We start from the raw sequence: 24,645 nt of genomic DNA on the forward strand, positions 1-24,645 counted from the left end.
TCATATCTACTTCTATGCTCAAAGAGTAAAGGGGAGATGCTTATGAAGTGGATAACAATAATTCTTGCTGTATTTAGCTTGAGTGTGAATGCGAACGACGACGATCAATCAATCGATTTAACCCAATTTGACCAACCATTTTTACTCGGTGACTGGTATTTACTTAACCCAGATCCCGGCAATTCTGCCGAGAATTTTATAGCCATCAAACTGTCGCTTGATTCTGGCTACAACTTTTCAATCGATATCCAAAAGAAAGACTACTCCGTAGATCATTGGGAAGGTTTCTATCACGCCAGTGAAGACACCATTGTGCTTGGTAGTAACAGTGATGACCCACAGATTTACGAATACAACCTCAATCATAATGCGCTGCAACTTAACGGCGTGGTGTTTCGCAAGGCATTGTCCAACTCACTAGCGGGCAACTGGACTAGCGAACACTTGACCGGTGATGATATGGCGGCAAGTGATATTAATCAGATGGAACTGACACTGCGCCCCGACTTTGTATTCGATTTCCGCGTGACCAATGACGAGGGGGATGAGAAAAGTCATCAGGGGGTTTACATCACAGAGGGTGATCAGTTGATCCTGCTGTATAAAGATGGCGAGCAGTCGACGCGCTATACATTGGGTAGCGACGAGCTAACCCTCAAAGGTGAAGATGGCAGTACGTTTGCGGTGTTGTCGCGAGACAGCCACCAGCAATAATCAGGAGATATTTATAAATATCTTACTTTAATAAACCTGAGACGAAGGCCTTTTATCGACCTCTTGGTCAAAAGCCGTTCAGCTTTAAGGAGCACAGGTAAAAACGCCTCGCATTTTAGAATAAGACAGAGTAACGTTATGCTTTTGGCAAGTATGCCGAGCATAACGTTTTTTTATGTGAGTCAGTCTAACTATGGCTCACCACTGCCTTAATGATTGTCGAGAGGAACGAGACAATGACTCAATCAGCAACCGCACAACCCGTTGCAAAATATCGCAAAGATTATCAATCACCCAGTCATGCCACATCTGACATCGAGTTGTATTTTGATCTGCATGACAATCACACACTGGTTACTGCCACTTCAAAAGTTAAGCAGCTAAAGCAATCAACCACACTCGAGCTCGATGGTGAACAGCTTGAACTAAAAAGTATCAAGGTCGATGGTCAAGACTGGACAGACTACCAGCTGGTAGAGGGTGGTTTGCATATTCATCAGTTACCCGAGCAATTTGAGTTGACCGTGGTGACTGAGATTGATCCCGAGGGCAACACAGCGCTAGAGGGTTTGTATAAATCGGGCGGGGCGTTTTGTACTCAGTGTGAAGCCGAGGGCTTTCGCCGCATCACCTATTATCAAGACCGCCCAGATGTGTTGGCGCGCTTCACCACCACTGTCGAGGCCGACAAGTCTCAGTACCCGCATTTATTAAGTAATGGTAATCGCATCGATGCAGGTCTTGCGAGTGATGGCCGCCACTGGGTCAAATGGCAAGACCCGCATCCAAAGCCTGCTTATTTATTTGCTTTGGTCGCGGGTGATTTTGATGTCCTTACTGACCAATACACCACGCGCTCGGGTCGAGAAGTCGCCCTAGAAATCTTTGTTGATAAAGGCAATCTCAACCGAGCAGAGCACGCGATGACATCGCTGGTTAATTCGATGAAGTGGGATGAGGATCGTTTTGATCTTGAATATGATCTCGATATCTACATGATCGTCGCGGTCGATTTCTTCAATATGGGTGCGATGGAAAATAAAGGCCTGAACGTGTTTAACTCCAAATACGTCCTCGCTAATGATCAAACCGCGACCGACAGCGATTACTTAGGGATCGAAGCGGTGATCGGGCATGAGTATTTTCATAACTGGACCGGCAACCGAGTGACCTGCCAAGACTGGTTCCAATTGAGCCTCAAAGAGGGCCTGACCGTCTTTCGTGATCAAGAATTCTCTTCAGATCTTGGCTCGCGTGCGGTCAATAGGATCAATAATGTGCGCATTATTCGTGGGCCGCAATTTGCCGAAGACTCAAGCCCAATGTCACATCCGATTCGCCCAGAAAAAGTTATAGAAATGAATAACTTCTATACTTTGACTGTGTATGAAAAAGGTAGTGAAGTGATCCGTATGATGCACACACTGCTCGGCGAAGACAGCTTCCAAAAAGGCATGAAACTGTACTTTGAGCGCCACGATGGTACCGCGGCGACGTGTGAGAACTTTGTTGCGGCGATGGAGGATGCCAGTGGTGTTGACCTGAGTCAGTTCCGTTTGTGGTACAGCCAATCTGGCACACCCGAGCTGACGGTAAGCGGTGATTATGATCCATCGCAGCAAACCTTTACCCTGACCGTTGAGCAGTCGACGGAGCCCACTCAAGATCAGGCAGAAAAATCACCGCTGCATATCCCACTGGATATTGAACTGTATAAATATACAGGTGACGTAATTTCACTCATTTCTAACGGTCAAGCCGTGTCCAATGTGCTTAACGTTACTGAGGCCAAACAGACGTTTGTGTTTGAACAAGTCACTGAGCAGCCCGTGATCTCACTGCTTCGAGAGTTCTCAGCCCCAGTGAAACTCAACTTTGATTACAGCGATGATGAGCTGACCTTCTTGATGCGCCATGCAACCAACGCGTTTGCGCGCTGGGATGCAGGGCAGATGCTACTTGCTAAGTATATCAAGCAGTATGTTGACCAAGGCGTGAGTAAGGTAGAGTTGCCAGAGGCGGTGATTGATGCGTTTCGTGGTGCCTTGCTCGATGCGAGTCTTGAGCCTGCCTTTATTGCCGAGATGCTGACACTGCCTTCTGCCAATGAGGTAGCGGGTTGGTATAAACAGGTGGATGTTGATGCGATCTCTGCGGTGCTTAAAGCGATTAAAGTTGCGTTGTCACGTGCGCTTATCGATGAGCTCTCTGCGACTTATTACAGCCTGACCCAATCTGGTTACTCGATAGACCATGCGCAAATGGGCCAGCGTGCACTGCGTAACGTGTGTCTGTCTTTCCTTGCGTATAACGAGGGCGGTAATCAACTGGTTGAGAAGCAGTATCGCGACTCAAACAATATGACTGATACCATGGCGGCAATGACTGCGGCGAATATGGCTCAGTTAGCCTGTCGTGAGCGTTTGATGCAGGACTACAGCGACAAGTGGCAGCATGATGGCCTAGTGATGGATAAATGGTTCGCCTTGCAAGGCACCAATCCGGCAAGTAATGCGCTCGAGGTGATCCGCCAGACGATGTCGCACCCGGCATTTAGCCTGAAAAACCCAAACCGAATTCGCAGCTTGATTGGGGCGTTCTTAAACAATAACCCAGTGCAGTTCCATGCCAAATCGGGTGAGGGCTACGCGTTTGCCGGTGAGATCTTGCGCCAGCTTAACGAGAGCAATCCGCAAGTCGCGTCACGCTTGCTTGATCCGCTGCTGAAGTACCGTCGTTATGACGATGGACGTCAACAACTGCTCAAGAAAGAGCTAGAGACGCTTAAGTCAATGGACAACCTGGCCAAAGACCTGTTTGAAAAGGTGACTAAGGCGCTAGAGTCTTAATATCTCTGATGCCCTTTGCCAAAGCCACTATAGCTTGGTAAAGGGCCACTATTTTTAACGCTATTTTCTTTCGTTCATGAACCAGTATTTCTTTAGTCTTAACATTAGTTACCAGCAATTTATGCGTCATTACTCAGGTGCTGCCAGTAGTGTAGTAGTCACCACAAGCACAGGTGTCCGTATTCAGCTCCCTGCAGCGAGATTGAGACCTTTTCTTTCGCAACTAGGTTTAAAAGGGCGCTTTCGCCTGACCACTGATCAGCAAAATAAGTTTAAGCACTTAGAATCGCTCGGTTAGAGCGATTCCTTAAGCGCCGCATATGCGGCTCTTCTCCTTAGCGCTATAAATCCCTACAAGCGTGATTCTGTTCCCCACTGAATACACACATCAAAATTTCGCTCCTTATTTAAAATATTGCTATTAAATCGTTACCTAGAGCAGAGATAAATTTCACTATTACTTCCATTATTAAGTGGGAGATACCCTATGCTTATAGCGATCCTATAAAAATAATATTATGGAGTGATCTTATGTCTGAGCGAGAAACCATTGTCCCCGTACTGCTCGAGAAGGTGATCAAACTTATCCAAGATAAGGTGCAGGCGAATGATTGTCCGCTTGTCACTCAGTTGGCTGAGCATCTTTTTAGTAATGTCTCACACGATGACTTGATTAATCGAAACGAGTCGGACCTCTACGGCGCTCTGCTTAGCCTTTGGCATCACCTAGGCGAGACCAAATCGAAGCAAATTTCTGTCAGGGTGTTTAATCCAACCGTTAGTCGACGTGGATGGCAGTCGACTCATACCATTGTTGAGGTGGTGGTGGATGACGGCCCATTTCTGGTTGACTCGATTAAGATGGCACTCTCACGGCTTGGCCTGACGGCGCACCTGATGCTGCACGGCCCAGCTCGCGTTGAGCGCAGTGGCAAAAGACTTGAGAGCTTTAACACTGAGAAAGGCGATTTGGTTTCTCTGTTCCATATTGAGGTGGATAGGCTCAATACCGCCAAAGAGATGAAAGCCCTTGAATCTGAACTGAATAAGGTGCTCAAAGATACCGGCATGGTGGTGCGGGACTGGCAAGCCATGGCAGAAAAGCTCGAGCAGGTGACACAAGAGCTTGAGCAGCAAAAATCGAATCAGTTTATCGATGCTGACCACTATAAAGAAGCGATCCAGTTTCTTCGCTGGTTAGCTGACCATAATTTCACCTTTATGGGCTATAAAGAATACAAACTAGTCACAGATAATGATGATATTGAGCTGCAACCAGTAAAGGGCACCGGTCTCGGTCTATTTTCAGTACCCGCGCGCGCGCGCTCGGTGAAACTCTCTGACTTTCCCGACTCCGCTCGTTTAGAGGCGCAAAAGCCGTATTTATTGATCCTGACCAAGGGCAATGTTCAATCGCGGATCCATCGCCCGGCCTATACCGACTATATAGGGATCAAAAAGATCAATAATAAGGGTAAGGTGATCGGTGAACATCGTTTTACCGGTTTATATACCTCGGCGGTGTATAACCAAAGCGTGCAATCGATCCCGTTGGTCAATCATAAAGTCCAGCGAATACTGAATAATAGTGGTTATATGCGCGGCTCGTATGCGTATAAGGCGCTGAATAATATTTTAGAGAACTTTCCGCGTGATGAGTTGCTCCAGGCCAAAGAGAAGGAGCTGCTCGAGGTGGGGACTGGCGTGGTGCAAATGCAAGACCGGGATATGCTGCGACTGTTTGTGCGCAAAGATCCGTTCGGTCGCTTCTTTAGCTGTATGGTTTACGTCAATAAGGAGCGCTATAACACCGAACTGCGTCGTCAAACCCAACGGATCTTCCAACAGTACTTTGGATCCAAGCAGGAAGTCGATTTCACTACCTTCTTTTCTGAAAGTCCGTTGGCCCGCACTCACTATATTGTCCGAGTTGAGAATAATAATATCGATATAGACGTGAAAATGATCGAACAAAACCTTATGGAGGCCTCTTCAACCTGGGACGATCGCTTGTCCTCGACGATTATTGCCAATTTTGGTGAGAGTAAGGGGGTTCCTCTATCCAAGCAGTATTTCTATGCTTTCCCTCGCTCATATAAAGAGGATGTGCTGCCAGCTGCAGCGGTGAGTGATATTGAGCGGCTTGAAAAGATTGATGAAGACAACAAGCTTGGCATGCTGTTCTATCGTCCTCAAGAGCTGGCAGCGGATTCCAATGCGGTGAGACTCAAACTCTATCATGGTGATGAGCCTATCCATCTATCGGATGTGATGCCGATGCTTGAGAACTTAGGTTTGCGAGTGATTGGTGAGTCACCGTATGAGATCAACAAAACCAATGGTCAGACATTTTGGATCCTCGATTTCTCGATGCTGCATAAAGGCGGTGGTCGCGTGGATCTTCGCCAGGCGCGGGATCGTTTCCAGCAAGCGTTTGCTGCCATTTGGTCCGGGGATCTTGAGAATGATGGCTTCAATCGACTGGTACTAGGCGCAGGTTTGACGGGGAGAGAGACTTCCATCTTGCGAGCCTATGCCCGCTATATGCGTCAGGTTGGTTTTCCGTTTAGTCAAAGCTATATCGAAGATACCCTGAACAATCATCCGCAATTGGCGACTGCGCTGGTGGAGCTGTTTGTCCATCGCTTTAACCCGCACATGAAGGAGAGTCAGCGGGCTCAGCATGAGGTCTTGGCTAAGCTGACGGAACTACTCGAAAGCGTAGAGAGCTTGGACGATGATCGGATTGTGCGCCGCTATATGGACATGATGGTCGCGACGCTACGCACCAACTACTACCAGGTGGACGAGCATGGCACGCCTAAGCCTTGGTTATCACTCAAGATGCAGCCTAGCTTGATTCCTGAGATCCCACAACCTGTGCCTGCCTACGAGATCTTTGTTTATGCCCCAGATATCGAAGGGGTTCACTTGCGAGGCGGTAAGGTTGCGCGTGGCGGGCTGCGCTGGTCCGATCGCCAAGAGGATTTTCGCACAGAGATTCTTGGCTTGGTGAAAGCACAGCAGGTCAAGAACACCGTGATTGTGCCTGTCGGTGCCAAGGGTGGGTTTGTGTGTAAGAAGCAGCCCGGCCTAACCAGTCGCGATGAGATATTTGCCGAAGGGCAGCACTGCTATAAGCGCTTTATTCGCGCGCTGCTTGATGTCTCCGACAATATTGTCGATGGTGCGCTGGTGCCGCCTGCAAATGTGGTGCGCCATGATGAGGATGATGCCTATTTGGTGGTCGCAGCAGACAAGGGCACTGCCACGTTCTCTGATCTGGCTAACTCGGTGTCTGCCGAGTACCAATTTTGGCTTGGTGATGCCTTTGCCTCGGGTGGGTCAAACGGCTACGACCATAAGGCCATGGGTATTACTGCAAAAGGGGGGTGGGAGTCGGTCAAGCGTCATTTCCGTGAGCTTGGGGTCGACTGTCAATCCACCGATTTTACCGCAGCAGGGATTGGCGATATGGGCGGTGATGTGTTTGGTAATGGTATGTTGCTGTCAAAACACACGCGTTTGTTAGCGGCGTTTAATCACCTGCATATCTTTATTGATCCCAATCCCGATTCAGCTTCAAGCTGGCAAGAGCGTAAGCGTCTATTTGATCTACCGCGCTCGAGTTGGGAGGACTATGATCCTAAGTTGATCTCCAAAGGTGGTGGCGTCTTCTCGCGACGAGCAAAATCGATCGAATTGAGCAGCGAAATGCGTAAACTGCTAGATACGGATCATAAAACCCTTGCCCCCAATGATCTGATTAAGCTGATATTGCAGATGCGCGTGGATCTTTTGTGGAATGGCGGGATCGGCACCTATGTTAAATCAGCACAAGAGACGCATTCTGAGGTGGGCGACCGCGCTAATGACGCACTGCGCGTTGATGGCAACCAATTGCGGGCCAAAATCGTTGGTGAAGGGGGAAACCTTGGCTTGACTCAGCGCGGGCGGATTGAGTTTGCGCTGAATGGTGGCCATGTGAACACCGATTTTGTTGATAATGTCGGCGGGGTCGATTGTTCTGATAACGAGGTGAATATTAAGATTTTCCTCAATAACCTAGTGACAGCCGGCGATTTAACGGTTAAGCAGCGCAATGTCATCCTCGAATCGATGGAGGGTGAGGTCGGGGAGATTGTGTTAGATGATGCCTACCATCAATCCGAGGCGATCTCGGTTGCACAGCACCAAGGTGTGAGCACGGTGAAAGAGTTGGTGCGTTTTATCCATACCATAGAAAAATCCGGTCACTTGGATCGCGCTCTGGAGTACATTCCTGATGATGAGAGCCTATTCGAGCGAGAAAAACTCGGTCAGTCACTGACTCGCCCTGAGCTGTCGGTGCTGGTGGCCTACGCGAAAATGATGCTCAAAGAGCAGCTTGTTGATCCTGCGATATCGCAAGACCCGTTCCATAGCCAACAACTGGTCGATTACTTCCCTGCAGAGTTACGCCGTAACTATCTTGAGGCAATGGATTCTCATCCTTTGAAAGCGGAGATTATCGCCACTTCACTCGCCAATCAGATGGTGAACGAGATGGGCTGTAACTTTGTCACTCGATTGCAAGATGAAACGGGTGCGGACGTGATTGACGTGACCAATGCTTATGTCGCCGCTCGTGAGATATTTGATCTCGGTCGTATCTACGATCATATCCGAGAGCACGATAATCGCGCGCCAACCCAGGTGCAATACGAGATGATAGTGATCGTCAGACGCAGTATACGCCGTGTTGCGCGCTGGCTACTGCGCACTCATCATGGCAATTTACAAGTGGTGAGCGCGGTTGAGCGTTATAAACAAGATGCGCAGACGGCGATTTCAATCCTAGATAGCTGCCTGGTAGAGAGTGAGGTTGATGAGCACAATAACCTCGCCAAAGTGTGGATTGAGCGGGGCATTGATGACGGATTGGCCAATTTTGTCTCGCGTTTATCGAGTTTGTATTCAGTACTGGATATATCTACAGTGTCCAAAGAAACCGGCACCAGCGTTAAAGACTGCGCCACGCTCTACTTTAATCTCGGTAACCGTCTATCGCTACATTGGTTCTTACAGCAAATCAATAACCAGACCGTCGATAACAACTGGCAGGCCCTCGCACGAGCAGCGTTTCGCGAGGATCTCGATTGGCAACAACGCCAGTTGACACGTCAGGTGCTCGGCTGCGGTTGCAATAGTGACAAGGATAGTGTGATTGACAAATTAGAGCAGTGGATAGTGACCAATCAGCAGCCCTTGGTGCGTTGGAATAGCATCTTGAATGAGTTTAAGGTCGGCTCGGTGCATGAGTTTGCAAAATTTTCCGTCGCTTTGCGTGAATTGATGCTATTAAATTTGAATTGTTCGTCAAATGAGTAAATAATAGCGCCCCGTTTACTACGGGGCTTTTATCGGAGGCACAATGCTTTACCGTCTTGCCAGAACTGGCATTTTTCAACTCGATCCTGAGAAGGCGCACGATCTTGCGATTGACAATTTCAAGCGTTTTACAGGCACACCCATTGACCTTTTTTACCGTCAAAAACTTCCTAATCGTCCAGTAGAGTGTATGGGGATCACCTTCCCAAACCCTGTCGGTCTTGCTGCGGGGCTTGATAAAAATGGAGAGTGTATCGAAGCCTTTGATGCAATGGGCTTTGGTTTTGTCGAAGTGGGCACAGTGACCCCAAGGCCTCAACCAGGTAACGACAAACCGCGTCTATTCCGTCTTGTTGAGGCCGAAGGCATTATCAACCGCATGGGTTTCAACAATAAGGGCGTGGATTTCTTGGTTGAAAACGTCAAGAAGGCAAAGTTTAACTGCGTTCTTGGCATTAATATCGGCAAAAACAAGGATACGCCGATTGAAAAAGGGACCGAAGATTACCTGATCTGTATGGAAAAGGTTTATGAGCACGCCGGTTATATCGCCGCGAATATTTCCTCACCAAACACACCAGGGCTGCGCACGCTTCAGTATGGTGAAGCGCTTGATGAGCTGCTTTCTGCATTGAAAGACAAACAGGCTGAATTGGCTGAGAAGCATGGCAAATATGTACCTTTAGCCTTGAAGATTGCCCCAGATTTGAGCGATGACGAAATCGAACAGATTTGTCAGTCGCTGATCAAATACAAAATTGATGGTGTTATCGCCACCAACACCACACTCGATCGCTCTTTGGTCGAAGGCATGAAGCATGCGACAGAAATGGGGGGCTTGAGTGGTCGTCCCGTTCAGTCACGTAGCACGGAAGTCGTGCGTAAACTCAAACAGCAACTGGATGGTCACTTGCCAATCATCGGCGTTGGCGGAGTCGACTCTGTGATTGCGGCTAAAGAGAAGATGTCAGCGGGCGCTGAGTTGGTTCAAGTTTACTCTGGCTTTATTTATCACGGCCCAGGTCTCGTGCGTGACATTGTTAAAAATATTTAGGATCTTGTGACGTCGTCACTTTGTAAATAGTTGATCTTTAATCAATCCAACAAGAGGAAATGAGATTTCATTTCCTCTTTTTTTATTCCTATCCACTCATAAACTACAAGTCAGTGCACATGAAAACCTGCATCACCATGTGACCTTGAACACATGTGACCTCAAGTAAATGCGACTTAAATAACATGTGACTTTGAAAACTTGGAGCGATGAGAGAGTAGGACACATGCTTAAACCGAGAGACAATTGGACGTGGTATTTTGATGATATGGAAAATCACCTGATGCTCGATGTAGGTGACAACATAGTGTTCAAAACCAACCTATCACGCAAACTGCTGGTGGAGTACGCAATTGGCATTAATACCTTTTGCGTCGACGATGCCAGTGCCTATCAAACGTTTAAAGAGTCCTTGAGTCATCTTGACTTATCTGAGCCACGCCAAGCTGAGTTGGCGCTCTACTGTGTTGCTGCACGGCGGTTTCATAAGCCAGTCCAGCCCAAGAGCTGGTTCTTCTACGAAGGACGAGGGTCAAACTGTCGTCTGCACGAGGGTAACCTGGTCAAGCTGAGTAACGAGTTTGGCGAGGGGGTATTTATTATCCTTGAGGTGACCGATGCAGTGTGTCTTATCGCGCCTGTAGAGCTAGATGGCTTCACGCTAAGCGATAGTAAGCAGCTGGCCTTTGGCGAGCCGATTAAGGTCATGCACGACCGTATAGGCCCGACAATGCACGAGATCATGGATACGCCCAGTGTGGCCATGGCGGTTTAAAACCGCCAACGATTCTCCTTTCAATTAGACGTTTTCTTTTCTGTTATATTTCCCGCCGGCCTTGAGCCGGCTTTTTTTTGTTCCCTGTTGGGAGAGTCGAGAGGCGAGATCGCGGTGCTGCGAGAGGCGAGTGGCGGTCGGCGAGACGTGGTCGTGGGAGTATCTCGACAATGTTCTTTTTTGTTGGCTCACGTCTGTTCTGAGGTGAGGGTTTTTGCTTAAAAAGCGGCTTATTCTCTGTCTAAATTTCTATAGATGACGAATTTTTGCTCTCTGATGAGGCGAAATTATCTACACCGACTTCACGTTTTTTATTCTTCTTATGCTTTGATCCAACCGAATTAGGTTCGCTCTTAACCCTATTTATTCCCGTTTTTAGTGCGTTTTGTAGTTAAATTACCATTGCTTACTCGCTCTGGTATATACCAAATTAGCAGTGAATATGTATGCACTCACTCAGCTTTTGGCTGGATGTTTTGCGTGTAATGGAGATTCTTTTTGTGCTATTGGCGCGATTTAAGCCGGTTTTTATCCGAAAGTTGGTGATAAGAATTTGGTGTAATTTTTCTACGCTTAATTGTCACTGGAATTGGGCTGTGAGCCGTGTTGGATGGGGGATTTGCTTGTTTGGTAGGCAAGTAGACACAAATGTGCCAGTAAATTTATCAATCGTGACCATTGTCAGTTATAATCTGACAAATTTTCCTGTTAAGAATCTCTTATGCATCAATACCTCGCAGTCACATCAAACGGTCTTGAAAATCTTCTCGTTGACGAGTTGGCTAAACTGGGCATCGAAAACCCGAAACCGGTCCAAGCTGGCGTTAAATTTAAAGCCAGCCTCGAGCAGGTCTATCGCTGCTGCCTTTGGAGCCGTTTCGCATCGCGCTTTGTTCGAGTACTTTCTGAGTTCCGCTGTCAGGACGATATGGATCTTTACCTTTCGGTGAACGCTATTAATTGGGCAAACCATTTCCATGGCTCGAAGAAGATAGTGGTGGACTTCAACGGTACAAACCGTGAGATCCGCAACAGCCAGTACGGCGCCATGAAGGTAAAAGATGCGATTGTTGATTCATTCGAAAAGAAGAACCTCGCTCGCCCTTCTATCAGTAAAGAGCAGCCAGACCTACGTGTTCATGTGCGTTTGCATCGCGATAATGCCATTCTTGGTATCGATATGGTCGGTGGCGGTTTGCACCAGCGTGGTTACCGTCCAGAGTCGGGTCGTGCGCCTTTGCGTGAGACGCTGGCCAGTGCCATTGTTCAGCGCAGTGGCTGGCAATTGGATAAACCACTGCTTGACCCTATGTGTGGTTCGGGCACCTTGCTGATTGAAGCGGCGATGATGGCCGCCAACATGGCACCGGGTGTGATGCGCAAGTATTGGAGTTTTGAGGCTCTTGAGGACTTCGATGCACAGCTATGGGCTGAGATTAAGTCTGAGGCATCCGTGCAAGCGAGACGTGGGATCAAGAAAGTCACTGCGCGTTTCTACGGGTTTGATAATGACCCTCGCGTGCTGAAAACTGCTCGCGATAATGCGCGCCGTGCCGGTGTTGATTCTCTTATTGAGTTTGCCCAGGGTGATGCCGCGTTGGTTAAGCGCCCAGCCAATTTCGAACAGGGCACAATTGTGTCTAACCCGCCTTATGGTGAGCGTCTGGGTACTCATCCGGGTTTGATTGCGCTTTATACAGCGTTTGGCGCTCAGCTAAAGGCTGAGTTTGGTGGCTGCACCGCGTCGATTTTCTCAAGCTCAGATGATCTGTTGAGCTGTCTGCGCATGCGTGCCGACAAGCAGTTCAAACTGAACAACGGTGCGTTACCGTGTCACCAAAAGAACTACTCAATCACCGCGCGCGCTCAAGATGCGAGCGAGACCAATCAAGCGGAAGGCACTAAACAGGCCTCTTCGATTGCACCAGATTTTGCCAACCGTCTGAAGAAGAACATGGCAAAAATTGGTAAATGGGCCAAGCGTGAGCAACTTGATTGCTACCGTATTTATGATGCCGACCTGCCGGAATACAATGTGGCGATTGATGTCTACCTCGATCACTTGGTGATCCAAGAATACGCCGCGCCAAAAAACATTCCCGAAGAGAAGGCCAAGCGTCGTCTGACCGATATCATTCGTGCAGCGATTGACGTAACAGGAACCGATGCCAATAAGGTCATACTTAAAGTTCGTGCAAAACAGAAAGGCAGCTCTCAGTATGAGAAGCTTTCGCAGCAGTCAGATACCATGCACGTGAATGAGTATGGCGTGAAGCTGATTGTTAATCTGCAAGACTACCTGGACACGGGTTTGTTCCTTGACCATAAGATCACTCGTCGCCAGCTAGGCCAGATGGCGCAGGGTAAGAAGTTCCTCAACTTGTTTGCCTACACGGGCTCTGCAACAGTACACGCGGCTTGTGGCGGCGCAGCATCGACCACCACGGTCGATATGTCGAAGACCTATCTGCAGTGGGCGCGCGATAACATGGCACTGAACGGTCAGGTTGGTCGTCAGCACCAATACGTTCAGGCAGATTGTCTGCAGTGGCTTGAGCAAGCGAACGACAAGTACGATCTGATCTTTATCGATCCGCCGACGTTCTCTAACTCAAAGCGCATGGAGCAAACGTTTGACGTGCAACGCGACCATATTCAACTGATGAAAAACCTTAAGCGTTTGCTTGATGAACAGGGCACTATTGTGTTCTCCAACAACAAGCGCCACTTCAAAATGGATATGGAAGCCTTGGCAGAGCTTGGCTTAACGGCCCAGAACATCTCACACAAAACCTTGCCAATGGATTTCGCGCGTAATAAACATATCCACAACTGCTGGATCGTGACTCACGCATAGGTAAGTCGCTCACGTATAAATTGAGGCAGAAGGATAAATAAACCCTCAGGATAAGCATTAGGTAAGTTCAAGGATGAAGATTACATTATTCAGTACAGAAGGCTGCCACTTATGTGAGCAAGCCTTCTCTCTTTTACAACAGGTTGGTGTAGCTAATGAGGTCGACATTGTCGACATCGCCTTCGATGATCAGCTCTTTGCTCGTTACGGCGTCACCATTCCTGTGCTTAACTTCAATAATAATGAATTAAACTGGCCGTTTGATGCGTCTGGTTTAAGCAACTGGTTATCAGCTAATGGCATTACTCACAATTCATAATGGTTTGCTAGGTTTCGGCGACCACCCTCTGTTAGATCATGTTGACTTCGCACTGCAAGAAAATGAGCGTGTTTGTCTGGTTGGACGCAACGGTGCCGGTAAGTCAACCTTGATGAAGGTACTTAACGGTGACGTTTACCTCGACGACGGTAAGCTGCAAATTACTCAAGATGTGGTCGTTTCACGTCTAGAGCAAGATCCCCCTCGTAACGAGCAGGGCACCGTTTACGATTACGTTGCCAAAGGCTTGGCAGAAGTGGGCGAACAACTGAAGATCTACCAAGATCTTCTTGATCTCGTCGCCAAAGAGCCGACTGAGTCAAACATCAAACGTCTTGCTAACACCCAAGAGCAGCTTGAGCACTCAGGCGCTTGGCGCTTTGAGGATCGAATTAAGAACGTGCTTGGCGCGCTCAAACTGGACGGCCACACCAAGCTGACCGATCTCTCGGGTGGGTGGCAACGCAAAGCGGCCCTGGCGCGTGCGCTGGTACGTGATCCAGACGTTTTGCTGCTTGACGAGCCAACCAACCACTTGGATGTCACCACGATTGAGTGGCTAGAGAACTTCCTTAAAGATTTCCGTGGTTCGATCATCTTTATCTCGCACGACCGTGCGTTTATCAAATCGATGGCGACGCGCATTGTTGACCTAGACCGCGGCGCTCTGAGCTCTTTCCCTGGTGATTATGAAAACTACCTGGTAGAAAAAGAGGAGATGCTGCGCGTTGAAGAGATGCAGAACGCGGAGTTTGATAAGAAGCTGGCTCAAGAAGAGGTATGGATCCGCCAAGGCATCAAGGCGCGTCGTACCCGTAATGAAGGACGCGTTCGTGCGCTGAAAGCGCTGCGTGAGGAGCGTAAAGACCGTCGTGACGTACAAGGCAAGGCCAATATTCGTATCGATGATGCAGCGCGCTCAGGCAAGATTGTGTTTGAGGCGCAAAACCTTGGCTATGAGATCGACGGTAAGACGATTGTTAAAGACTTCAGCTTTAATATCATGCGTGGCGATCGTATCGCCCTGATTGGGCCAAACGGCTGCGGTAAGAGTACCTTGCTTAAGCTGTTGCTGGGAACACTGGAGCCGTTACGTGGTAACCTGCACTGCGGTACTAAGCTAGAGGTGGCGTATTTTGACCAATACCGTGAAATCCTCGACCCTGAGAAAACAGTGATCGATAACCTAGCTGATGGTAAGCAAGAGGTGATGGTCGGTGGCCGTCAGCGTCACGCGCTGAGCTACCTGCAAGACTTCTTGTTCTCACCAAAGCGAGCTCGCACACCGGTTAAGGCACTGTCTGGTGGTGAGAAAAACCGCCTATTGCTTGCGCGTATCTTCCTAAAATCGAACAACTTGCTGATCCTCGATGAGCCAACCAACGATCTTGATATCGAAACTTTGGAACTTTTAGAGGATTTGCTTGCCAATTATCAGGGTACCTTGCTCTTAGTCAGCCACGATCGTCAGTTTGTTGATAACACAGTCACCTCAAGCTGGATTTTTGAAGGCAATGGCATCATTGAAGAGTTCGTGGGTGGTTATCATGACGCGCAACAACAGCGTGCTCAGGTAATGGAAAGCCGCGGCGTGATGGAAAAGGCAGCAAAAGCCGAAAAGGTGGTTGACCCAACTCCCAAAACCGCAGTAAATAAAGGTAAGGGTAAGAAGTTATCTTATAAACTGCAGCGAGAGTTAGAGGCGTTGCCTGAAAAGCTTGAACAGCTTGAGACGGACATCGAACAGATGCAAGAGCAAGTGAACAACCCAGAGTTTTTCACTCAAGGAGTCGATGTGACTCAACCGGTTTTAGATAAGCTCGCGGAACTTGAACAAGAGCTGGAAATTGCCTTCGAACGCTGGGACGAGCTAGAAGCAATGCAACAGGATAGTTAATTGAATGAGTAGTAAGAATTTTAAGCTGAGCGTGGTGACAAGTGCGCTACTTTCAGCCTTTGCAGTCAATGCAGCCCCTATGTATCAAGTGGTACCTGTTGAGGTACCAAACGATTTAGTTGATAGTAGCTTTATTGAATCTCACGGTATTGCAATCCAACCATCTGCTATGGGTGACGAGCTAGGGTGTTTTGCTCCTGATGCAGACGAAGCACAGTGTACTGGCTACCTGCTGGGTGGCGAGACTCGCAACACAGTAGATGGTGTCAGCCTGAAAGATGAAGCCCCGTTCGGAATGGATGTCTCTTTCGGCTACATTGAAGAGCGCCGTGACTTCAGAAGTTATTGTTATCGCGAGCTTCTTTATGCGACCTGTGATGAGAGTTGGTCACGTGAGTACTGGAGTGCTTGGCAAGACGATCTGAACGGCGTGCAAAACTTGCAGAGCTTTGTTGAGGGTGACGATATCGTTTATGACAACACTGACTTTAATAACGTGATCACTCGACTGGATATCGATGGCAACCCGATTGGCATCCAGAGCACTAAAGCGGCGGATAGCGTATCTGCACCACGTAGGGAAATTGTTGCCGTCTCACCGTATGACCTGAGTGCGAGCTTAGACGGACTTGAGGATGAGGTTGAAGACTACCGTGCGTGGGCAACTTTGACTACAGATGATGGCACGGTTTATGTCGTCGGTAGTAGCTCGGTAGTACGTAACAATACCAACGGTAACCACTTCACATCAAAAGCGACGGTTTGGACGTCGACAGACGATGGCTTCGACTATACCGCAATCGCTTGGGAAAGTGGTAAAGGCAAGGATGGCGAGCGCCTAGCTCAGGGCAGCATGCGTGATATCGCCCAAGTGGGTGAGGAGATCTACGCGGTTGGTTACAACACCTGGGATAGCAGCGAGAACTACCTTGAAGCGTCGGTCTTTAAGCTTGGTGAAGACGGCTTTGAGAATGAAAGCGGTGTCTCTGGCGCGCGAATTGAGAACAGCAAAGACGAGCGAGTCAACAGTAACACTCAACTGGTCTCGCTAAACCAAAACGGTGTCGCGATTGGTGAGTCTAAGCTACGTGGTAGCCGTCCTGAAAATGGTGCGGCGGCTAATCGTCCGTTTGTGGTGTTAGATATCACTGATAGCCCAAGCGCCAAGTATCTACAGACGTATGATCAAGAGCTGTTCTTTTCTGGTATGGGCGCTGACCTAGGTGCGATCAACAATTACAACGAGATTGTGGGTGAAATTGATGCCTCACGCTTGCGCGAGAGCGATGGTCAGCCTCGTCGTCGCCGTGGGTTTATTTTCACTGTCCCTGGTCTAGATAGTCCTCGTGAAGATCTTTATCGCCAAAAAGCATGGCTGTTGGACGATCTTACTAATGACGGTGAGGTCGATGGGTTTAACAACCAGTATCGTATCATCAGTGCAAGTGACATCAACGACGCGGGCGTGATTGCTGCGACGGCAATCTTCTGTGAGGGTGGCTATGATGATACGGCACACAATGCTTACTGTGGTAACCGTCAAGGTGAAGAGAAAGTGGTTGCGGTTAAACTGGTACCAAATCAGTTAAGCGCGGATGATGAGATCCCAACGATCACGCCGCGTGAGTTGAATGATCCGCCGGTTGAGCGTCAAGGTGCAGGTTTTGGTTGGCTATTCCTTGCAGCTCTAGGTGTGTTTGGTTTGCGCCGCCGATAAAAGTTTTTTTCTGAACAGAGCACGCGCTCACATTATTGAGTGCGTGCTTTTTTTATACCTTGTGTCTGAGCGTTTTTTGTACGATGGTTATAAGGCAGTCACAAAAACTTCATCAAAGTTGATGCCAATGCCAAAGGGAGGTCATTTCACTTGGCAGGTGTGAGCAAGCTGTCGTGACTCAGCTGCGATTAATAGCCAACGCCAGGGTATGAAAGACACTCACAGACCTTTGGTTGTCATCTCAACGTGAACAACTTATACGTTTTAGAGGACGACACAATGAAGAGACAGAAACGAGATCGCAACGAAAGAGCACATTCACAAGGGTACAAGGCAGGGTTGAATGGACGCTCTTCGGAAGAATGTCCATATACACAAATGGAAGCGAAATCGTATTGGCTAGGTGGATGGCGAGACGCCAGGGATGATAAGAACGCAGGCTTATACAAATAACGACTTATACCAGTCTATTAACGAGAAACGAAGATTAACCGAATTGAGAGAGTCAAGGCCCCTGAAAAGGGGCCTTGGTGTTTTTCCTAATGAGAAAAGGGCTACTTGATTATTTTGTTAGGGTGTAGCTGGCTGACGATTATCTCAGGAAATCAACGGTTGAGCGCTAATTAGAATGCAGAGGTGTCCTGGAACAAGCCTACTTTAAGATCTTTTGCTACGTAGATCTCTTTGCCATCGACAAGCACACGGCCATCAGCAAGACCCATCACCAACTTGCGATTAACCACACGCTTCATATGAATCTCGTAAGTGACTTTTTTCGCTGTTGGCAGAATTTGACCGGTAAACTTCACTTCACCCACACCAAGGGCGCGGCCTTTACCTTTACCGCCGACCCAGCCGAGGAAAAAACCTACCAATTGCCACATCGCATCCAAACCTAGACAACCCGGCATCACAGGGTCACCTGGGAAGTGGCAATCAAAGAACCATAGGTCTGGGGTGATATCCAACTCCGCAAGGATAAGACCTTTACCAAAGTCGCCTTCCGTTTCCGACATTTTGGTAACGCGATCCATCATTAGCATGTTAGGTGCTGGTAATTGAGGATAACCAGGACCGAACAGTTCGCCTTGGCTTGACGCTAACAGCTCTTCACGATTGTAGGATTCTTTTTTGTTCTGCATTGTACTACTCCATATGATGTTAGCAGCATCTTAGAGAACACGTGTAAGCTAAACAACCCCGACCAGTGTAAAACTGTGAGGTTGAGGCCTAAAACAAACTCTTGATGCGGTCTAACCAAGTTTCAGGGTGAGCGTGGCGGTCAAAAGCTTGAATTCTTTCAGCAATTTTACCAAGTACCGTTTCCGTTTCTGACTCTTCTTGTTCAGGCTTATCACTGCGAAATGGGGTGTTCATTAGGATAGGCACCGCTTCATCGACACTAGAAACAGACCAAATGTGGAACTCGCCCTTGCGGATACTTTCTACCACGTCTCGAGTAAGTGCGAGATGCTTAAGATTAGACTTGGGCAAGATGACACCTTGATGACCGGTTAGGCCCTGATGCTGACAAACGTGATAAAACCCCTCAATTTTTTCGTTTAGGCCACCAACGGCTTGAACTCGGCCAAATTGATCCACCGCGCCTGTCACGGCGATCTGCTGGTTGATTGGACTTTCCGATAGTGCGCTGACAAAACAGCACAACTCAGCCAGCGAGGCGCTATCACCATCCACCTCACAATAAGACTGCTCAAAGACTAACGAGGCAGAATAGGGTAGCGGCTCATCGAGCTGCAAAGCACTGCTGACAAACGCCTGCATAATCATCATTCCCTTGGCGTGCAGGTTGCCCCCAAGGTCGGCCTTACGCTCGACATCGGAGATATCGCCATCGCCAAAGTGGATCACACAAGAGATACGCGCAGGCTCGCCATACGAGCGTGGGTGTCCTGGTACGTCAATCACCGTCAGGCCATTGACCTGACCAATCTGCTCACCCTCGGTTTCGATGATCACTTGCCCATCGCGAATATCGGACAAAGCGCGGTCAGGCAGGTAAGACTCGCGGTAGAGACGCTGCTGCAGTACCTGCTCGATATCGTCATCGGTAATGGTTTCACCATTGCTTTGCTGCGCGGCTTCTTCAAGCAGCGACATATGCCAGAGCAAACCAAGCGGCATATAGCGCTGATCTTCGGTCTCGCGCGCGCCGGCTATCATCAGTCGGTGAATGGCGGAGCTGGACAGCGTCGGCAGTTGGTATTGTTCTAGTAGGCCCTTAACAAAGCCCAAATAGCGTTCGGCGGACTCTTGATTGAGTCCCACTTCCAGCTCCAGCTCACTAAATAGCGCTAGTCCGGAATGAATTTCATCATCAAGGTACTCAAGCTCTGCAAACTGAGTTCGATCACCAACAATCACTACCTTAATATCAAATTGCTTCTTTGGCGCTGGAGACTTGCCAAAGCGGCGATCTGAACAAAGCGGCGAGATCGCTTGACCCAGCACCAGTGCTTTTACCGTCAACCATAAAGGCGGATTAGCTAATAGGAAGTTAGCGCTCAACACCAATACGCCGCAGCCCAGTTGATCAACTAGGCCAGGTTGCTCAATGACATCACCAGATTCTGAAATACGGTAACTACCAAACACATCAAAGCCATCTAAGCTTTCACCGGCCATCACGCTTTGAGAAGAGGTTTGCTTGATCTGCGCCACAATCTCACCGAAATAGATCGGATTGTCTGGTGCGTTGACCAGTAACATGCGCGACACTCCAGCTCCCTGACGCACCGCTGATGGCGATGTGAACGTGGCTAATGCCTGTGCAAATCGGTCTTGTAGCGCCATAAAAGAGTAGGGAGCAAGGCTATCAAAGCGCTCGATACTCGGTTGATATTGGTCATATTGCGGGCAGACAGCCTGCCATGTTTGTTGATTCATACGGTCCAGTCAGCGGTGTATTTCAGTGTGAAGGGCGCAATTATACCCGTATCTTCATAAAGATGCGCGCCTGATTCATTATCTGGCAACATTCGCTTGGGTATAATGAAAGCTTTCAAAATTGCACCAGAGAAATTGATCCTGGTCGCTGTTTTTATCACTGATGATTCACTTACTTACCGTTTTGGGTTACGCTGTCACCCATGCAACTTGGGGAATGACGAATGAAATACCAGCAATTAGAAAACCTTGAATGTGGATGGAAGTGGCAGTACCTGATCAAGAAGTGGAAGGACGGCGTCAACATCACTCGTCATATTGATACCAGCGAGCAGAAAACCGCGGTCGACCAGTTGCGTGAAATGGAATCGATTCCAACCCTTGTGCTTGAATGGATTGAAGAGCACATGTCACCGGAACTGGATGTCAAACTCAAACAGGCCATTCGAGCCAAACGTAAGCGTCACTACAATGCAGAGCAGCTGCATACGCGTAAGAAATCGATTGATCTCGATTACCGCGTGTGGGAAAAGCTCTCGTATCGCGCCAACGAACTTGGCTGTACCTTATCCGATGCAATTGAGTATCTGCTCTCAGAAGCGTCTCGCAGTGAGAAAGCGACACAAAAGGTTAGCACGCTGAAAGAAGACTTAAGTAAGCTCCTTACCGAATAGTGTGTGGACTTGGCCTACGTTTGCCACTCAACTTTTTTAGCCATACCTTTTAGTCCTCTCTTTTTTCTCGTCGTGCTCCGGCGTCTACACTCCACTGAACAATCAAGCCAATCACAAGCTTTGTGATTGGCTATGCATCGAATACATCTCACTTAAAAAGTTTCGCATAGCCTCCTGCCAATCATTTCCAAACCATTCATTTCCAAGTCATGCACTTTCAAGTGATGCATTTTCAGGCAATAGGCGGTGTGTTCATCTCGACAGGTCTCGTTTTATCGATATACTGTATAAATAAACAGTATATCGAGATTTCCTTATGTATCGAGCTATCCAAGTCGCAGCTTCCTATCGAATTGATAGGATCAACGCCAATGGTCCCGTGGGGAATAACCACAACAATGATGGCATGATCGAGGCTTACCTGCGCAGTGGCAGCACGTTCCGTGCGCCCTTTGGTGGCTTTATCGAGGCGGGAAACCTGGTTGGTCTGCAACGCGTTAAGTTGATCAATATTACCGTGGTTTGTGAGGATGAGAGGGCGGAAATACCAAGCTATCGTATTCCGAAAAATCATTATGTAGTAGGGGTTTACTTAGACAATCAGCTTTATGTCATGCTCAACAAGGGAGCGATCATTCATTTCGCTGACAAGTACCAAGAGAATGACGGAGATGGCACGGTTCACCCGATTTTCTAAAAAAAAAGCCAATCACAATGCGTGGTTGGCTGTATACAGATGGAACTATCTAAGTTCGCAAAATGTCAGTTGGCTAGGTGACTCTCGCCTGAGCCAGAGTCATTTATTACACTGCATTCAGCGTGCCAAAGATAGAAGGTAACCACTTTTCAATGCCTTACCCCAAAATCCTTTCTAATATGCTAAAAGTTGCATTGCAATTTAGTAATTGATTTGCAAACTGCGTGCTAGATGCTTGCAGTTTGCAAATATGAGAGGGAGATTTATTGATTAGCCGCACGCTATGACTTCTGCGCTTGATGAGTGCACCTATTCGCGAATAGCCTTTAGAATCTTGGAATACAACCTGAACACACAGGCAAGGACCAGCGTAGTGCCAAGTAAACCCATAATTACAAAAGAAACGAATAAAAACTGAGAGCGATGAGGGTTACGTTTTCTAAAAACGACATCCACCATTAGTGTAGAGCGATTTGGGTCATCAGCATAAATAATGTTTAACCGTCCATTTTGAGGCGGCTCCCAGTCCATTCTGACTTTTTCTTTGCCTGTATACTCAATGCCTTGTCGACTTATCCATGTGTAGGTCACGTATTGGTGGGTCTGACTTTCGCGCCGCTCTTTTGAACGCTTTTTTAGGCCTCTTGGCTCCATATAAACCTCAAACCCAGTAATAGTCGCCTGTGTCTCGATTCCGTGTAAGTCCATTGATTTGGTGTCTTGGAAGCCATAGACAGACAAAAGGGTGATAGCAATACCGAACACCAAAAACTTGAAAGTGGTCATTAATTGAACGCATGAATATAGAGTAACTGTGCGCAATATACGTGTTAGTAGCCATTGTGCAAGTTTAGGCTCACCGTTTGGTTTATTTTTGCTCGTTATCGATGTCTTGAGCCTGTGGAGCAGGCGAGTGGGGAGGGAGATTATCAGCAGCCAATAAGTAAACATGATTGGTTGCTGATAATCATCAACGCTTTGCAAGTATGTCGCTTATTCAACCGCCTCCCACGTGCGAACCCATTTGTATCGAGTCGCGCGATCAATGAGTGGTCGTGTCTCACCATTTTTTAGCATAAAGCCATCGGCTACATCGTCGCCACTCGGCCAGTTAAAGTCATAGGTTTCTATCGCCATCACAACGGCCATTGGGTCTTCAAAAGGCACTGATGGAACGATCTCGAACTGATACTCACCATCGACATAGAAATACAGCTCTGTTGGTGACTTCCAGTACAACCCGTAGACGTGGAAGTCAGCAGCGGGGTCAAAGTCTGTCGTATTGTCGCCTTTTTTGGCCGAGACATTGTGCGCTGGTCGGCACGATGTTTTTCGTTCACGCGCAGTGGGGTTGATACCGGTTGAAAATTCTACTGAAACAGGGTGGTACCAAGCATATTTCTTAGGATCTTCTCCCTCTGGGATAGGTTTGAATACACCAGAGCGGCGACCGATGCTCTCGGTAATATCCAGCTCTTTGTAGATATACTCATTACAGTCGACGCCGGGCATCATTAACCAAAATGTCCCAGACATAATCGTGTCGGTGGTTTTCATCGATGCTTCAATATAGACACCAGGCGTTGCCCGTCCATGAGAGCGAACAATTGCGCCGCCGTGAGTCCAGTCGTTTCGCTCGCCAAAGGCATCGGCTTTGGGCGCATCAAACTTTTCCGCTTCTAACCACAGTTCACCGTTTTGCACCGTGATATTGTCGTCATCAAACATGAATGGGTAGCGTCCAACCCAATAGAATTTACCAGGAATCACCCCACGATGATCCCACTTTGAGCCATCAAGCGAATCGGAGTCAAACTCGTCGGATAAGTTGTCTACCCGTTGCCAGTTCATTGATTTTACAAGGTTATCACGCTCACTCGAGCCGGTGATTGTCGGTGCTACGGCGGAATGTGCCTGAGCCGCTAAGGTCAGTAGAGTAGCCACAATGGTGGCTTTGATAGGTGTTTGCCTATGCATGCTGTGAACCCTTTATTGTTAGTTTAAATACCGGTCATTTAATGCATATTGGTAAACTTGTTTCTATGCATTGGTCGCCAAAGTAGGTTATTGATCAACCTTTAAGGGGTTCTATAAAGTTAAATTGAGTCGTTGGTCTAGTTTATGATTGGGTGCTTTTATTGACTAGTTAGCAATGAGTGAGCACAAGATATCTCTCAGGTGCAGGAGTCGAATATGTAATCAGTCATTGTGAGAGTCATCAATTAGGATAAACTCGCTGAGGTGATCATGACAATGGCACCGCTGGTAAATTTAAAGATTGCATCAAGAGCATTGTCGCTTAGAAGTCATCTGCATTTATCTGATGCCAAGTGTCTCCGTTAAGATTGGCAAGTGATGTTGTTCAATTGATTTTTCAGACACTAAACTCAATATCGATTTGATTATTGCTTGGCTTGATGTGTTTATGGAGGGCAAAACCAACAACAACGTGTAATCAACTCACTGATCGCTGAACGTGAGTAACGGAGTGAGAATCTCTTCAATATTTGCACAGACGGAGTTCACGAACATCACGAAGGACTTTAAAACCAGAGAATTCGTTAGCACTCACAGTTATCGATATCAGGAAATTTGTTATAGGCCATGTGTGGTACCAACAACTAGCCAAATAGGCTCACAAAGGAGCCATTTTAACCTGGTTCAAACCGGACATTACTAAATAGCTCTTACACCCCTTGTCAATCCCAGTTAAAAATGTCCTGTCTTCAGCAAAGTAGAAATGTCCCTTTGAGGGTGTCTTAACAGAGTAGGAGAGTTAGGTCTTCGAGTTGGATGACTGAAATGATTCTGGGTC

The 24,645-nt window shown here is 47.9% G+C and carries 17 protein-coding genes; 13 read left to right on the forward strand and 4 right to left on the reverse strand.

The window, feature by feature from the left end; translation table 11 throughout:
- Window positions 1-42: 42 nt before the first annotated feature.
- The 11 genes from ACSTTG_RS14330 (at window position 43) to rmf (ending at window position 18,005) form a co-directional block, all read left to right on the forward strand.
- Window positions 43-714 carry a hypothetical protein gene (locus tag ACSTTG_RS14330; RefSeq protein WP_438459370.1) on the forward strand — a complete coding sequence of 224 codons (672 nt, stop codon included), beginning with the start codon at window positions 43-45 and terminating at the stop codon, window positions 712-714.
- A 236-nt stretch (window positions 715-950) separates the two neighbouring features.
- Window positions 951-3,563: an aminopeptidase N gene (gene pepN / locus ACSTTG_RS14335; RefSeq protein ID WP_438475313.1), complete on the forward strand. Its 2,613-nt coding sequence runs from the start codon at window positions 951-953 to the stop codon at window positions 3,561-3,563.
- A gap of 76 nt (window positions 3,564-3,639) precedes the next feature.
- Window positions 3,640-3,861 carry a DUF2835 domain-containing protein gene (locus ACSTTG_RS14340; protein WP_438475314.1) on the forward strand — a complete coding sequence of 74 codons (222 nt, stop codon included), beginning with the start codon at window positions 3,640-3,642 and terminating at the stop codon, window positions 3,859-3,861.
- 233 nt (window positions 3,862-4,094) lie between these two features.
- The gene (locus tag ACSTTG_RS14345; protein ID WP_438475315.1) at window positions 4,095-8,933 is read left to right on the forward strand and encodes an NAD-glutamate dehydrogenase; all 4,839 of its coding nucleotides are present in this window, start codon (window positions 4,095-4,097) and stop codon (window positions 8,931-8,933) included.
- Between the two features lie 43 nt (window positions 8,934-8,976).
- Complete coding sequence (gene pyrD / locus ACSTTG_RS14350) at window positions 8,977-9,987, forward strand: quinone-dependent dihydroorotate dehydrogenase (RefSeq protein WP_438459366.1); 1,011 nt, start codon at window positions 8,977-8,979, stop codon at window positions 9,985-9,987.
- A 226-nt stretch (window positions 9,988-10,213) separates the two neighbouring features.
- Window positions 10,214-10,762, forward strand: coding sequence for a cell division protein ZapC (locus ACSTTG_RS14355; RefSeq protein ID WP_438475316.1), 549 nt, complete (start codon window positions 10,214-10,216; stop codon window positions 10,760-10,762).
- A 721-nt stretch (window positions 10,763-11,483) separates the two neighbouring features.
- Window positions 11,484-13,619, forward strand: a complete 2,136-nt coding sequence (gene rlmKL, locus ACSTTG_RS14360; RefSeq protein ID WP_438475317.1) for a bifunctional 23S rRNA (guanine(2069)-N(7))-methyltransferase RlmK/23S rRNA (guanine(2445)-N(2))-methyltransferase RlmL — start codon at window positions 11,484-11,486, stop codon at window positions 13,617-13,619.
- Between the two features lie 73 nt (window positions 13,620-13,692).
- Window positions 13,693-13,938: a glutaredoxin family protein gene (locus tag ACSTTG_RS14365; protein WP_438459363.1), complete on the forward strand. Its 246-nt coding sequence runs from the start codon at window positions 13,693-13,695 to the stop codon at window positions 13,936-13,938.
- On the forward strand, window positions 13,916-15,835 hold the full coding sequence (locus ACSTTG_RS14370) for an ABC transporter ATP-binding protein (RefSeq protein WP_438475318.1): 1,920 nt from the start codon (window positions 13,916-13,918) through the stop codon (window positions 15,833-15,835). Before ACSTTG_RS14365 ends, ACSTTG_RS14370 begins: the two co-directional genes overlap by 23 nt.
- A 4-nt stretch (window positions 15,836-15,839) precedes the next feature.
- Window positions 15,840-17,552, forward strand: a complete 1,713-nt coding sequence (locus tag ACSTTG_RS14375) for a DUF3466 family protein (protein ID WP_438475319.1) — start codon at window positions 15,840-15,842, stop codon at window positions 17,550-17,552.
- Window positions 17,553-17,831: 279 nt separating this feature from the next.
- Entirely contained in the window at window positions 17,832-18,005 is a 174-nt protein-coding gene (gene rmf, locus ACSTTG_RS14380) for a ribosome modulation factor (protein WP_438459360.1), read from the forward strand.
- A 170-nt stretch (window positions 18,006-18,175) separates the two neighbouring features.
- Here rmf and fabA read toward each other — a convergent pair whose 3' ends face one another.
- The gene (fabA, locus tag ACSTTG_RS14385) at window positions 18,176-18,694 is read right to left on the reverse strand and encodes a bifunctional 3-hydroxydecanoyl-ACP dehydratase/trans-2-decenoyl-ACP isomerase (RefSeq protein ID WP_438459359.1); all 519 of its coding nucleotides are present in this window, start codon (window positions 18,692-18,694) and stop codon (window positions 18,176-18,178) included.
- 88 nt (window positions 18,695-18,782) lie between these two features.
- Window positions 18,783-20,459 (reverse strand): S16 family serine protease, encoded by a 1,677-nt coding sequence (locus ACSTTG_RS14390; protein WP_438475320.1) that lies wholly within the window; start codon window positions 20,457-20,459, stop codon window positions 18,783-18,785.
- Window positions 20,460-20,683: 224 nt separating this feature from the next.
- On the opposite strand from ACSTTG_RS14390, the gene matP reads away from it, so the two are divergent.
- Both matP and ACSTTG_RS14400 read left to right on the forward strand, forming a co-directional pair.
- Window positions 20,684-21,133, forward strand: coding sequence for a macrodomain Ter protein MatP (matP, locus tag ACSTTG_RS14395; RefSeq protein WP_438475321.1), 450 nt, complete (start codon window positions 20,684-20,686; stop codon window positions 21,131-21,133).
- A gap of 316 nt (window positions 21,134-21,449) precedes the next feature.
- On the forward strand, window positions 21,450-21,830 hold the full coding sequence (locus tag ACSTTG_RS14400; RefSeq protein WP_438475322.1) for a hypothetical protein: 381 nt from the start codon (window positions 21,450-21,452) through the stop codon (window positions 21,828-21,830).
- 309 nt (window positions 21,831-22,139) lie between these two features.
- Here the strand turns inward: ACSTTG_RS14400 and ACSTTG_RS14405 are convergent, their stop codons facing one another.
- Window positions 22,140-22,616 (reverse strand): DUF3592 domain-containing protein, encoded by a 477-nt coding sequence (locus ACSTTG_RS14405; protein WP_438475323.1) that lies wholly within the window; start codon window positions 22,614-22,616, stop codon window positions 22,140-22,142.
- 207 nt (window positions 22,617-22,823) lie between these two features.
- The gene (locus ACSTTG_RS14410) at window positions 22,824-23,807 is read right to left on the reverse strand and encodes a LamG domain-containing protein (RefSeq protein WP_438475324.1); all 984 of its coding nucleotides are present in this window, start codon (window positions 23,805-23,807) and stop codon (window positions 22,824-22,826) included.
- Window positions 23,808-24,645: the final 838 nt, after the last annotated feature.

It is taken from the genome of Vibrio glycogenivorans (genome assembly GCF_051660965.1).
Classification (GTDB): domain Bacteria; phylum Pseudomonadota; class Gammaproteobacteria; order Enterobacterales; family Vibrionaceae; genus Vibrio.

Bases quoted from the DNA above. Each gene is read 5' to 3' on its own strand.
- rmf (WP_438459360.1), top strand. From the start codon at position 17,832: ATGAAGAGACAGAAACGAGATCGCAACGAAAGAGCACATTCACAAGGG.
- ACSTTG_RS14370 (WP_438475318.1), top strand. From the start codon at position 13,916: ATGGCATTACTCACAATTCATAATGGTTTGCTAGGTTTCGGCGACCAC.
- ACSTTG_RS14390 (WP_438475320.1), bottom strand. From the start codon at position 20,459: ATGAATCAACAAACATGGCAGGCTGTCTGCCCGCAATATGACCAATAT.
- ACSTTG_RS14405 (WP_438475323.1), bottom strand. From the start codon at position 22,616: ATGACCACTTTCAAGTTTTTGGTGTTCGGTATTGCTATCACCCTTTTG.
- matP (WP_438475321.1), top strand. From the start codon at position 20,684: ATGAAATACCAGCAATTAGAAAACCTTGAATGTGGATGGAAGTGGCAG.
- fabA (WP_438459359.1), bottom strand. From the start codon at position 18,694: ATGCAGAACAAAAAAGAATCCTACAATCGTGAAGAGCTGTTAGCGTCA.
- ACSTTG_RS14410 (WP_438475324.1), bottom strand. From the start codon at position 23,807: ATGCATAGGCAAACACCTATCAAAGCCACCATTGTGGCTACTCTACTG.
- ACSTTG_RS14355 (WP_438475316.1), top strand. From the start codon at position 10,214: ATGCTTAAACCGAGAGACAATTGGACGTGGTATTTTGATGATATGGAA.
- ACSTTG_RS14375 (WP_438475319.1), top strand. From the start codon at position 15,840: ATGAGTAGTAAGAATTTTAAGCTGAGCGTGGTGACAAGTGCGCTACTT.
- ACSTTG_RS14345 (WP_438475315.1), top strand. From the start codon at position 4,095: ATGTCTGAGCGAGAAACCATTGTCCCCGTACTGCTCGAGAAGGTGATC.
- pepN (WP_438475313.1), top strand. From the start codon at position 951: ATGACTCAATCAGCAACCGCACAACCCGTTGCAAAATATCGCAAAGAT.
- rlmKL (WP_438475317.1), top strand. From the start codon at position 11,484: ATGCATCAATACCTCGCAGTCACATCAAACGGTCTTGAAAATCTTCTC.
- ACSTTG_RS14365 (WP_438459363.1), top strand. From the start codon at position 13,693: ATGAAGATTACATTATTCAGTACAGAAGGCTGCCACTTATGTGAGCAA.
- ACSTTG_RS14400 (WP_438475322.1), top strand. From the start codon at position 21,450: ATGTATCGAGCTATCCAAGTCGCAGCTTCCTATCGAATTGATAGGATC.
- ACSTTG_RS14340 (WP_438475314.1), top strand. From the start codon at position 3,640: ATGAACCAGTATTTCTTTAGTCTTAACATTAGTTACCAGCAATTTATG.
- pyrD (WP_438459366.1), top strand. From the start codon at position 8,977: ATGCTTTACCGTCTTGCCAGAACTGGCATTTTTCAACTCGATCCTGAG.
- ACSTTG_RS14330 (WP_438459370.1), top strand. From the start codon at position 43: ATGAAGTGGATAACAATAATTCTTGCTGTATTTAGCTTGAGTGTGAAT.